General features: G+C 55.3%; 9 protein-coding genes. 5 read left to right on the top strand and 4 right to left on the bottom strand.

What is annotated here, in order from left to right; translation table 11 throughout:
• The first annotated feature begins 41 nt into the window (after nucleotides 1-41).
• Nucleotides 42-563 (top strand): hypothetical protein, encoded by a 522-nt coding sequence (locus tag BMI88_RS08085; RefSeq protein ID WP_168173963.1) that lies wholly within the window; start codon nucleotides 42-44, stop codon nucleotides 561-563.
• Nucleotides 564-573: 10 nt separating this feature from the next.
• On the opposite strand, the gene BMI88_RS08080 is transcribed toward BMI88_RS08085, so the two are convergent.
• Both BMI88_RS08080 and BMI88_RS08075 read right to left on the bottom strand, forming a co-directional pair.
• A complete protein-coding gene (locus BMI88_RS08080) occupies nucleotides 574-1,701 on the bottom strand; it encodes a hypothetical protein (protein ID WP_146673522.1) in 1,128 nt (375 codons plus the stop codon).
• Nucleotides 1,698-2,864, bottom strand: a complete 1,167-nt coding sequence (locus BMI88_RS08075; protein WP_146673521.1) for a hypothetical protein — start codon at nucleotides 2,862-2,864, stop codon at nucleotides 1,698-1,700. The genes BMI88_RS08080 and BMI88_RS08075 overlap by 4 nt, the downstream gene beginning before the upstream one ends.
• A 381-nt stretch (nucleotides 2,865-3,245) precedes the next feature.
• Between BMI88_RS08075 and BMI88_RS08070 the strand changes: the two genes are divergently transcribed.
• Nucleotides 3,246-4,499, top strand: coding sequence for a hypothetical protein (locus BMI88_RS08070; RefSeq protein ID WP_078547669.1), 1,254 nt, complete (start codon nucleotides 3,246-3,248; stop codon nucleotides 4,497-4,499).
• Between the two features lie 36 nt (nucleotides 4,500-4,535).
• Here the strand turns inward: BMI88_RS08070 and BMI88_RS19510 are convergent, their stop codons facing one another.
• Together BMI88_RS19510 and BMI88_RS08065 are read right to left on the bottom strand one after the other, a co-directional pair.
• Nucleotides 4,536-4,772 carry a hypothetical protein gene (locus tag BMI88_RS19510; protein WP_146673520.1) on the bottom strand — a complete coding sequence of 79 codons (237 nt, stop codon included), beginning with the start codon at nucleotides 4,770-4,772 and terminating at the stop codon, nucleotides 4,536-4,538.
• Nucleotides 4,773-4,975: 203 nt separating this feature from the next.
• Entirely contained in the window at nucleotides 4,976-6,793 is a 1,818-nt protein-coding gene (locus BMI88_RS08065) for a TniQ family protein (RefSeq protein ID WP_078547667.1), read from the bottom strand.
• A 511-nt stretch (nucleotides 6,794-7,304) separates the two neighbouring features.
• On the opposite strand from BMI88_RS08065, the gene BMI88_RS08060 reads away from it, so the two are divergent.
• The 3 genes from BMI88_RS08060 (at nucleotide 7,305) to BMI88_RS08050 (ending at nucleotide 11,205) form a co-directional block, all read left to right on the top strand.
• Nucleotides 7,305-8,066 (top strand): hypothetical protein, encoded by a 762-nt coding sequence (locus BMI88_RS08060; protein ID WP_078547665.1) that lies wholly within the window; start codon nucleotides 7,305-7,307, stop codon nucleotides 8,064-8,066.
• Between the two features lie 86 nt (nucleotides 8,067-8,152).
• The gene (locus tag BMI88_RS08055) at nucleotides 8,153-10,222 is read left to right on the top strand and encodes a Mu transposase C-terminal domain-containing protein (RefSeq protein ID WP_168173962.1); all 2,070 of its coding nucleotides are present in this window, start codon (nucleotides 8,153-8,155) and stop codon (nucleotides 10,220-10,222) included.
• Nucleotides 10,219-11,205 carry an ATP-binding protein gene (locus tag BMI88_RS08050; RefSeq protein ID WP_078547661.1) on the top strand — a complete coding sequence of 329 codons (987 nt, stop codon included), beginning with the start codon at nucleotides 10,219-10,221 and terminating at the stop codon, nucleotides 11,203-11,205. Before BMI88_RS08055 ends, BMI88_RS08050 begins: the two co-directional genes overlap by 4 nt.
• Nucleotides 11,206-11,501 lie beyond the last annotated feature (296 nt).

Raw genomic sequence — 11,501 nt, 5'->3', positions numbered from 1 at the left:
CGGGTGGAGAATGGGTTAGCTTTCCTTCCGAAGAGGCCAAAATGTGGTCAATGAGCCGCGTAACCGCGGTCTCCACGATAGTTGCGAATGTCACCGTTGTTGTGTCGCTCACGATCGCCGTCTTATCATACACTTCGCAGATAGCTCAGACCAAGCGCGACGCAGCAATTGCTCTCGCGTCCGAATTTAGATCTGGTGATCTGCTCGCCAGTCAGCGCCGCTTGGCGATCGAGCTCGCGAAGCTAGGACTTGGGCGCTTCCAAGGCATTGCCATCGAAAGAGAGACTATTGGGGACATCGTTTCCAATCTCGTGTCCGCAAGCGCGACGCCTGACGAAATCCGTCAGGATATCATTACCATCGTTAGCTATTTTGATGATGTGGCGATATGCGTGAATGTCGGAACATGCGATGAACCCGTCATTAGAACCAGCCTGGGCGAGACGGCGACTCGCTATGCCTGCCTCTTATTGCCCTATACTCAGAAAATCGCGCGCGAGCAGCTGCTTGAGGGCTTGGGAGACGAACTTCGGAGCTTTGTCGACTACAAGAAAGCTTGCTAACGCCTTCGCTCTACTGAACGCAGTTGTTTAGAGCCAGTTTGATCAATCTTGGATCAAATTCTTCACCCCATCTCCACTTGAAAACCCTTGCGCGATCTAATGTGAGGCGGCTCACAGTGTTTAAGTTGAGGGATATGCTTTTGGCGGTTGGCAAGGTTTCGAGCGCCTCGCGAGGGACGAGAGAGTCGACCAATACTTCTACGCCTGGAATCCCACCAACCCGTAAGCCTAGAAACTCGATAGGGAAATGGCGGTCGCCTATTTCAATTTGCGCATCTTGAAACATTACATCGCTAGCACTGTAGCAGGTGTCCTGGTCACAGGGAGCGCCTTCGGCGTCGACGTTGGAGAACGCGCGCGCAAGATGGAAACCGTCGTTTGCACAAAACGCCCAAAGGCTGTCGGTGTCTTCACGAGGGCCAGTTCTTGCAATCAGCCCGTAACCCAGTTCGTCCAATCTCCAAGGACGTTGGGAGACGCGAGAAGTCGAAACGCGCAGCTCTTCGGAAACTTCGTTAGAGATGGCCAAGCTCGCTCCCAACGGCAAGGCCGCGATGCGCGCGTAGAGTTCAGGGCTCACTCCCATCTCTAGCAGAAATTCCACAAAAATTCCAATTTCAATTTGTTCTTCAAGTAGGTCGGCGCCCGTAAGGCTTTTGCCCGCAATGCCTTCTAGGATCTCATGACCATTCAATCTGTCGAACTCAATTCTTCCTTCGAAATCGCCGTCGAATAGTTGGGTGCCGATGATGCGCTCCTTGCCTCCAAGGAACGCGATCGCACAGGCACCCAGGCACTCGCCCCCTTCGACTACCGTAAACCATCTCTCTTCATATGGCTCCGATCTGCCAATCATCGTGTCCATTTCGGCGGCTCGGATCAGTCTCGCGAGTTCCATCGCGGCCACGACATCTCCACCAGGCGAGTCGAAAACCAGTTCCGCGTCGTGTCCGTGTTTAAGGTAATCTTGGAAAACGCGCGGAGTGCGTGAGGTGATCTCTCCTTGCGCTATTGTCCAATTGCATCCGTAATAGCAATTTCCGCCATTACTTGCGCGAGTAAAGGTCATTTCAGAAGCATGTCCCGAAAAGGGAATGCAAAAAACTGACGCTAAGAAAAGAATGAAGCGTTTGATCACACGCAATTCTCCAACACCATTCGGTTGAGGTTAAAGTTCATTCCCCCCGGCAGGCTTCTATCGACGAACTCATGCCAATAGCTCGTTACCGAAACGTTCATGGTTCTGGGTTCTAAGGTAAGTTGAGTCGCTCCGATTGCCGATTTGAAGTCCGAAGAACTCATCGTGAAATCAAAATTTACGTGGAATTTACTTTCCGGTTCCGACAATTTTCGATTGAATGCCAGTTTAAGCGACTTTGTCCTTCCATCCGGATATACGAACTGGCTCTCGAGCGCTCCGACCGCCGGTTCAAAGAAGTCCTCTGGTGTTCCACTCGCGAATTCAGTCGAGAGAAATTTCGTGCCATTCGGAGAACGGTTCAGGATCTGGACGTGAACGCGGTCGCTATCCTTGCGAAGGCAAAAGAAGCGGACGCCCGTGCGGTCATCGAAGGACCGTGCCTCAATCATCAAACCAGACGCCAGCGGTATGATTTCCCACGGCTTCATTGCGCTTCCCATATCCACAACTCGGAAAGACTGAGCTTCGCGTTGAGACATGAATGCGAACTTGTCTGGTGGCGCCTTAGAGGCAAAGGCGAATACATCGGTAGAGACGTCCATCTCGATCAAATAGCTGATCAACTCGCCCGCGACGAACTGATCTCTAAATCGATCTATGCCACTAAAGGCTTCTCGATCCGCGTTTGAAAGGACAGCCGCATCAAAGAACTGATGGAAGCCAAGTTCCTGATCGCTATCGAAATGCCGTCCACGACCACCAAGAAATGCATATGCACAGCCGGAGAGACATTGCCCAGGCTCCAATGTCGCGACCATGAAACCGTCATTGTCCTCTTCCTGTGTATCTCCAATACTAACGACGGCACCATATGCTCGGAACAATCGACCAAGTTCTAGAGCGGCGCCAAGGTCATTCCCACCACGCGAGTTGACAACGATAAGTGGCATTTCTTGTTCGCTAGGCGAAGCCCCAAAGAACGACCTGAAATCGTTCGGCGTCTCTGCGGTGATATCTCCTTCCGCAGCTATCCACGTGCATCCTGCGCAAAATCCACCACTCGTTGCCTCGCGAAATGTCATGGGTTCCGCTGAGACATCGGTCGCCAGGGCGAGGAGTGGCGACAAAGCGATCAGTGTGAAAAACCAAGGCTGAAACATCGTTGGTGGAAATATCTCTGGCGCTAATAGTCTCGGCGCCGCTACTCTGATGACCCCAAGTTATCGTAGCGTCACCTTCTTCGCTCCGTCAATCCACCGGCGTGGTATAATCCGAGTATGGCGAGGTCCGCTTCCTGCGCATTTTTGGAATTCATGCTGGGCACACCGGCGTTCGGCTTTCTGTCCTTAATTCCCGTGCCTCAGGTGGTGACACTTTGCGCAACAGGGGGCTGGGGAAAGAGCTTTATCACTGCCAGTGTTAGGCTGCCGATAAGACTATTTCCTCTGTTAGATTGGTATCAACCTGCTCGCGCAGAGGCTACTTTTCGTCTTGAGCAGTTAAACTTCTATGATGCATGATTTCACATCGGATATTTTGAGATGATCACATTTCCTCACCAAGCGGCATTGATGAACGCCTATTGCGCGGCATTAGACGCGCCTAAGCCCACGGCTAGGATGAATTTCTATCCTTTATTGGCGCGCAACAATGGGATGGAGGCCTCTCATCGACGCGAGGCCGATCGGCTCCGCAAGGCGCTCTCACGTTTGGTTAGGGGCGAACTATTTGACTTCACTGATCCGAAGGCCAAGAAGCTCTTATCCGAGCTTCTCAACCACGCATCTGATCGCGCCGAACTCCAAGGACGACAGCGGCTTCAATTCGATGGGTTCGTCGACGTGCTCAGCGATTTCCGCTGCAAGCACCAACTAAGCTTTGACGAGTGTTCGAAGTGGCATGGCGGCTTAACTTCGATGATGTTGGGGATGCTCTCGAGCCGCTTTGGAAGCGAAGTGCCGCCGACTGATGCGGCGCTTGCCTTCTTCAGGAAGTTCATCGACGTGCTGAGTCAGCCAGAACGCACTTCTCTCTTTGTAGAGAGGGGCAAAGAAGAACACATTGATGTTGAGGCGATATTTCTAGGAGGGCTGCCATCAGGCACGGCTCTCGATGAGCGCTTTCGAGCGACAAGCGATCCCGATCCCGAACGTTTGGCACGTCTTGCTGCATTGACCGGCCTCACATGGCAACTTGCTCTTTGTGAAGTCACCCTGATGGATGCAACGGACGACAAACTGACGCGTTCGCTAGCTCCTCGGGCGACCGAGAGAGGTGGTGAGCGTTGGTCCGCTGGGGAAGCTTGGGTTGCCGCGGTGACAGAGTTCGTGCGGCTGTATCACAAAGGATCCAAAGTTGGCAGTCGTGGTCCAGACAGTGAGGCGAGCCGAATAAACTCGCTGATACAGTGGGGCGGAGACAGGCACGGGAGCTCTTATCGCGCTCAACGGATTAACGACATCAAGTCCGGTAAAACACCAATGACCTTCAAAGCGATCGAAGATATTTGCCGGAAAATTGACGAAGCTATGCATGCCGTTCCAAAAGAGTTCCAGACTGATGCTGCGGCTGGTTCAGAATACGATGACTGGCAAACTCATCTTTTTAAGCTTCGGCTGCACGGACATATTTCTGGTTTTATGGGCTACATCGAGCGTGTTTGGGAATGTTCGAGTGTAGAGATGCAACGCCCTGACTTTCTTCAGGATTTACACGCTGTTTGGCAAGATTGGCCATGCCTATACAGTCACGCTTTGAAAGGCCATCGCGAGCGCCTTGCCGAATTCGCTCGTTAGAGACATCCGGCAAGGCATGTTGCGTCGTAAGTTGGCTCAGCGAGTCACTGCTTTGCCGCGACGTCTATCCACAGCGTTTTGGGCGCGAACAGGAAAGCCCTTATCTTGGCCTTTCCCGTCGTGAATGCGGTCGACATCGCTTTGAGTGATCTGCTTCCGAGGCGTCGGATGCGCCTTGTTTGATTTGGGGGACTCGTTGTCCCGACCGCCACCGGATTTTTTGCCGTGTTGCTTCGACGGGCGCCCAGCGGACTGCTTGTTCGTGGTGTTCATTTTATTCTCCATCAGTAGTGAACACCGCGCTCATGCCATGGAACGTTCGAGAAACTAGGTAGAGTCGTGGGACAAACGCCATGGCGTGTGAACAGGCATGCAATTTTGACCCTGTGTGCAGCTAACCATTTTAGGGGGCAGCGATCTCGCGCAGTCGCAGAGGTGGCAGGGGTGGTGTTTAAGGCAGCTGGCGCCAATGGCGGTTAAAGCGTGATCGTATCCCGCTCGAACACCGCGCCATAGTCCTCCCCGTCCGGGCTGAAGGGCTCAATCCCCCGTTGCGCCAGCTCGTGGCGGAGGGCCTGCCAGCTCATACCATGTTCCACTGCGAGGTCGCGTAGAGTGACGAACCTAGCATAAAAGGCATCGATGTCCTCGATCGACAGGAAGCGTTGTTTCGCTCCTGTTTTCGGATTTCTGCCTTCCGTTGACGGAATGTGCGCCATGCGCACGAGCCGGCGTAGGTAGAGATCCTTGAGCCCGCACTGCTTTGCGAAAACCTGAATGCTGATCCCGGGCGTAGTGGGGCGATCGAGCAACCTTTCGACTTCATCGAGCGTCACCAGGATCGCAGCGAACCCGTCGCGGCTTACGTGTTTGCCAACTCGATGAAGCCTTCTCTCTTCGATAAGGCGAATGATGGTGCCAGGAGAAACTTTTAGGCGGATAGCCGCATCCGACAGGTAAGCCCAGCTGTGCATCGGGACATAGACAGGCTCCGCTCCTTGCAGGAGACCGTCGATAAAACTGCGAGCTTCTCGGAGGTCCCAAAGTGGTTTGTGCTCAGGGCCTTCCAATGTCGGCGCGAAGTAGCCGTCCTTACGCAAGGATTCAAAATGCGTGCGCGAAATGAGTAGCGCATCTTGAAGATCTGTTGCGGAGACGAGCGTCTCCAGACGGCTGAGGACCGGTTCAGCTTCTTCGGGGGTGAACAGCTCCCAGGCATCTGACCGACCTTGCTCGACTGCACGCACGACCCCAGCGGTAACGAGCAATTTTCGCAGCCGTCGACTATCGATGCCATACTCCCGAGATGCGGTGAGCACCGAGTGAAGGTGGCGCGTCAGAACAGGCTCGCCCATCAGGTCATCCCCAGGGCCGAGCGGCCAAGTTTTGAGGATGTGATCGCGTAGCAGGTTCCGGAAAGGCGCGTAGTCCTCATTCGTAAGGTCGAAGGTCAGTCGATCGTAAAGATCGCCGAATTTCTTCTTGGGACCGTCGGTCGGGGCCCCTTCAAATTCCTGCAAGCTCGACAAACCTAGACGAACACCGCTTTCTCCATCTTTCGCGAATTTGAACCCGAGCCAAAAAGCCAGATGCGCCTCTTCGGGCGCAAACTTCTGCGATTTCGGTATCCGCACCGTCCAAAGCGCTCGCCCGAACAACTCGCAGAAATGAGCGGCAGGGTAGAGTGAAAACTGATCTAGCCAAATGCCGGTTGATCGTCCGGCGACCCTGTCGGCGACCCAGATATCGAACTTCGTGGGCTCTCTCGTTTCGTGATCAAGTTCCCCTGAGGCGATAGCGGGAGCGATTTCGACCATGCGGGAGGCGACATCGTAACGGTCTTGCTGGGCTGACACCTGCCAAAGTGACGACAGCGGTCGATTATGCTTCGCACAGAGGGTTATGGGACGGAATAGCCATTCACCTCTAATGTATGGCGAATGCTCTGGTGCAGAGGCGCCGTTCTCCAAATCTTCTCTCAGGCAGTCTGGACACCCTCGGACCGAGCTCTCTTTGATGGCCTTCGCGTGCATGACGTGACCGCAGAAGTAGTGGTTGCGGTTGCCGAGATATTTCGGGGACCAGGCCAATAGACGTTCTGCTTCGGTGTCGGTTAGTTCGGCGAGCGCAGTGATGTCCCTTGGGTCGCCATCGATAATCCGCGAGAAGGACAGCCCCATATCGGCCGCGAAATCTCGTGTGGGCACGCCATACCGTGCCGCCACACGTGAGAGATAGGAGAACGCTGGTTCGCGTTCGCCGTGCTGTGGAGCCATAGAGAGACGGCGTGTCATCGTTTCACGTTCGGTGGGAGCGAAGGGGTTCTCATGCCCTTTTCACTGAAAGCACCGTTTTTCGCAACGCGATCTCCTTCTTTCGTGCGCCGGTATCGTCAACGCGGTCAAGCGTCTGTCGCGTCAATCACCACCGCTGCGGAAGGTTCTTTGCTCCCGAATGTTCTCTCGGAAGGCTCTTTGAAGCCGTAATCCACATCATTTTTTCGCACGAAATCAATTGGTTGACTCAGATTTTGCGTGATGCTCAAAGCATCATGTTTTTTCCGCTTCGGAATTTCATATGATTCGATCAGGCTAAGCTTGTTCGAGATCGCTTTCAGAAGGGCGACTGGGATCAAGAAGAAAAAACGCGCGCCCTGATCGGACGCGCGTCGAAAGTTGGGACGACGAGCGTCCGGTTGTTACTTGCCACGTTAGAGGCCGAAAACGGTCCCGGCAAGCCTGCTCCGTGCTCCCAAGTGAAACTGGATACTCCCCGGAGCGCCCGCTTCGGGGACACGGAGAATGCATGTCTGAATACGGAGACTATATCGCGGGAAAATACGGTGACTGGGAACCTACCGAGATCCCCACCAAGAAGCTTCCGGCGCTCGAAGTCGACCCAATCAACGGGGTCCAATCATTCGCCGGTTCGCGCAACCCGCTCACGCGTAGCAACACCGCTCGTCGGCTCTCGATGGCGTTCGCGACCCCTGCGACCGATGGTGTCCGGCGCGTATATCACTTCGAGTCCGAAGGTGAGTCCGCAGTCGCAATCGATGCTCTGTTGAATCCGGATCTTTTCGGCCTCGAAGTGCAGCTCCCGCCCGTTACATATTTCAGTCGGACTGCGCGAAAGCAGCGAAAGCACTCTTTTGACATGCGGATTACGTTTCGCGACGGGTTCCGGCGCGCTTACTTTATTCGACACGCTGCAAGCTTGGCTCGATTGGATACCCAGGCCGAGATCGCCGATCTCTTCTCGGCGGTGCCGCGTGGGTTCGCGGATGACTGCGTGGTCGTCCGGACCGACGACTATTCTCGCGCCTACCGGGACAATCTGCGCCAGGTCTGGGAAGTCTGGAACAAAGAGGACGAAGAGGCCGACACCGAAGTCGAACGGGTTGCCCGGCGGGGTGGCTATTGGCTGCTGCGAGATTTGATCGGACGGTGTCAGATCGAACCGTCGCGATGCTTCGACGCTTCACTACGCATGATCGGGCGTAAAAGTCTTCGGGCCGATTGGAATGCGCTGATCAACTACCATTCGCGGGTGGAACTGCGCGGGTGACGCAAAAGCCGCTCTATAACATCCCCAAAGGATCCGAGCTCGTCATGGACGGGCGTTGCTGGCGCGTGGATCGGCGCGATGACAGCATGTTTGATCTTTCGGATGTGCAAGACGGCGAATGCATTACTCTTTCGGTCGAGCATGTCGAGCGCGCGATCCGAGACCGATCCTGCGACGTCACATTGCCAGCCGTGGCGGCGAAGAACCGAGAGCTGCTCGAATATACGGGCGGTTTTGAGCGTATCGAGCAACTTTCCGAACAGGCGCGGCGTGATGTTCAGCCGCGATTGGCGGCGATGCTCGCTATGGAGGGGCTCGAGGAAGAGGGTTTCAAGCTAACGCAACGAGGGCTCAACACAGACGGCATGCTCCGGAGACGCCTCATCGCGCGCGCTCGAGAAATTTCGATGGAGCCAAGCCTCGCCCCCAAGGCGCGCGGAGGAAAGGTCTTCAATAGTTTCGTATGGCCGCAGGGGCGGACGCTCATGCGTTACTACAAACTGTTCCAGCAGTTCGACCGAAACCCGGTCGTGCTGGCGGATCGTGATCATTTGAAGGGCAGGCGCGAACCCCGACTTTCAGCGCATGAGGAACGGTTCATCGCCTACGTCCTCAATCGTTGGCACAGCAAACTGAAGCCACAACTCGCGCCTCTTGTAACTTCTGCAATGGAACTATTCGACGTCCCGCCTGAGGAACATGCGCGTGGCTTCCGCTTCCCGTCGATCACGACGATACGCATCCGGCTCAAAGCAATCTCTGAAGTCGTGAAAACGATCGGGCGTGAGGGGGGGCGTCATGCAACCAATTTGCTGGGCGCGGGCTCAACCGATGTTCGCGCTCAGAAGTTCGGCCTGAGGTTGGAGACAGACCAAGTCTATCTCTCGATTTTCTCGAAACCAGACGGCTCGGTGGCCGGGAAGGTGATCGACCCAAGTTCCGCATCGGATGAACTCGAAGAAAACGAAATTTGTCGACTTTGGCTGCATGTCATCATGGACGTCGCGACGCGAGAGGTGCTCGGATGGATCCTTTCGGAGACCGCAGATGCAGATCACAGCGCGGCGCTGCTGCGGATGGCAACCCGCGACAAGACCCGGGAAAAGATCCGGTATGGCTGCAAACATGACCCGGCACCGCCGGTCGGCCTCGGTGTCGTTTCTTCGGATAACGGTAGCGCTATTCGGAATGCTAGCACCTTCGCGGCTCTCCTTGGGATCGGGGCAACGCCCATGCTTGGCCGAACCTATCATAGCTCCGATAAGCCTTTCGTTGAGAGCTTTTTCGGCCCACTTCAGTTTCAGGTCCTCAATTTTCATGCCGGATATACAGGCAGTAGACCGGGTGAGTTGAAGGAGGTCGATCCGAAGGGATCGGCGACCTTGACACATGACGAGCTCTACGGGGCAATCACACGGTATTTCATCGATGAGTATCCGTTCCATTCTCACCGTGGGACCGGGATGTTTGGTGCGACTGTCCGACAAAAGAGTGAGGAAGCACTACGGCTCTATGGAAAGATCGACCCGCCAACTCAGCGAGACAGGTGCTTGCACCTTGGCGTGAAGCGCGAGGCGACCACGACATCCGAAGGTGTGAGAGTTTTCGGCTTGCCCTTTAACTCCCCGGCACTGCTGCGGTTCGCGGATGGGCAGGCGAAGAAGGTGCTCGTTCATCTTGACCCCGATGACCTGCGCCGCGTCTTCATTGTCGCCGAAGGCGAGAAGGAGATTATCGAGGCGAAGTTGAGCATGACGGCTTTCAACGACCTGACGCTCGAAGAAGCCATTGAAGTGATGGAAGCGGCGACTCGCTCCAACCCGCAGCAGAGCGCGCTTCACGAAGGGCATTTGCGTGAGGCGATTGCCGATCGCGCGCGACGATCCGGTTTCTTCCCGGATTCGCGCGATCCTTCAAACTATCAGACAATCGCCAAGCTTGAAAAACGCGCTGCGCGGTGCCTCGAGATATCGACGGCCTCGAGCGCTCCCATGAAGCATCTGGTGGCTCCCGGTGAGATTATGGAGCGGCGCGAAGAGGGTGGCACTCGTCTTTCCCCCCCGAGTCATCAGCAGCCTGATCAAAGATTACAAGAACGTGCAGAGACAGGCCTGAACCGAACCGTCCTACCGCCAAGCAAGGAGAGCAAGTTTTGAACGAATTCGTCATCCCAGAAATCGTCGCCCTGAGTGGTGATCTTGCGGCCCGCCATTATCCGTTGGACCGTGCTCGCGTCCTCCAAAACAGCTTCTCCCAGCTTCTGAGCCGCCACCTCGGCGGGTTACAGAGCGGAGCTCGTTTCGAAACCGGGGCGCTTCTCGTCACCGGCCCGTCCGGTGCCGGAAAGAGTAAGGAAATTGGCGACTTGCTGGGGCGCTTCAATGCCAGCGATACGCGCTTGCCGTCCGGTGCGAGGGCATCCTTCGCCGACTGTGTGTTGAGTTCGAAGGAAGGATGGAAAGATCTTGGCAAGAATACCTTGCGCGATCTTGGATATCCTATCCACGACAAGGCACGCCGCACTCAAACTGAAATCTGGAACCTCGTCGTCGATCAGGCGAAAAGGAAAGGGTGCATCGGCATCCATTACGACGAAGCTCAGCATATCATGCGGGGTAGGGGGCAGGGAGAGCTTCTCGCTATTCTGGACGCGTTCAAGGCGCTGATGAAGTCCCATGATTGGCCCTTGATGCTTATTCTGTCAGGTGTTCCTGAGCTGGCCGATTACGTTCGTCAGGAGCCACAGCTGTTTCGCCTGACCACCCGCGTCCGGTTTGAGGACATTGACCTGACGGAACGCGAGGACGGCTCATTGGGCGACTACCTCACCCTGAACACGATCCTCGGAAGCTACGCCGATAAAGAAACTATCGAGGTGCCTGATGAGCTGCGAGACATTGAGTTTCTTCACCGCCTCGCGACCGCTGCCGCGTTCCGATGGGGATTGGTTTTCGAGATCGTGCTCGCTGCCCTTCAAGTCGCTATCGGTCGTGGGGCTCGCGAGTTGACGCGGCAGGATTTCGATAAGGCTTGGGCTAAGAAGACCGGAACGGCGGAGATCGCCTCACCCTTCTCGAGCCCGAATTACAGAAGCGTCTACCGTCGGGATCGCCCCTTCGAAGAGGCTTGCCTCGACTGACACTCACCACCGCTTTGTCCCGCATGAACCCGCGCGTTAGCGCGGGTTTTCTTTTGTTCAGACCTTCTCCAAAAGGATCGCTCGAATGTCGAGATTCCCCGCGCAGCTTTATGGTTTTCTGCGCACGGATATGGTTTCTGGAGTGGCTTTCTATCTTCTTAAGTGTATAAAAATAAATGGAAAATCACCGTCATCGAATCGGTGGGCCGAGCTCTTGGGCACTCTTTTGGTTTCTCTGGCTGAAGCCAAAAAAAGCAAATGACTGCGCAGGCGAAAGCATAAGCCTGCCCACGGGC

It is taken from the genome of Thioclava sp. F36-6 (assembly GCF_002020305.1).
GTDB lineage: Bacteria > Pseudomonadota > Alphaproteobacteria > Rhodobacterales > Rhodobacteraceae > Thioclava > Thioclava sediminum.
The sequence above is the reverse complement of the archived record's forward strand: the minus strand, read 5'-3'. Positions and strand labels throughout refer to the sequence as shown.

What these genes read in the sequence shown, in the direction of transcription:
- BMI88_RS08085 (WP_168173963.1), top strand. Translation starts at nt 42, where the DNA reads ATGTGGTCAATGAGCCGCGTAACCGCGGTCTCCACGATAGTTGCGAAT.
- BMI88_RS08070 (WP_078547669.1), top strand. Translation starts at nt 3,246, where the DNA reads ATGATCACATTTCCTCACCAAGCGGCATTGATGAACGCCTATTGCGCG.
- BMI88_RS08055 (WP_168173962.1), top strand. Translation starts at nt 8,153, where the DNA reads ATGTTTGATCTTTCGGATGTGCAAGACGGCGAATGCATTACTCTTTCG.
- BMI88_RS08075 (WP_146673521.1), bottom strand. Translation starts at nt 2,864, where the DNA reads ATGTTTCAGCCTTGGTTTTTCACACTGATCGCTTTGTCGCCACTCCTC.
- BMI88_RS19510 (WP_146673520.1), bottom strand. Translation starts at nt 4,772, where the DNA reads ATGAACACCACGAACAAGCAGTCCGCTGGGCGCCCGTCGAAGCAACAC.
- BMI88_RS08060 (WP_078547665.1), top strand. Translation starts at nt 7,305, where the DNA reads ATGTCTGAATACGGAGACTATATCGCGGGAAAATACGGTGACTGGGAA.
- BMI88_RS08065 (WP_078547667.1), bottom strand. Translation starts at nt 6,793, where the DNA reads ATGACACGCCGTCTCTCTATGGCTCCACAGCACGGCGAACGCGAACCA.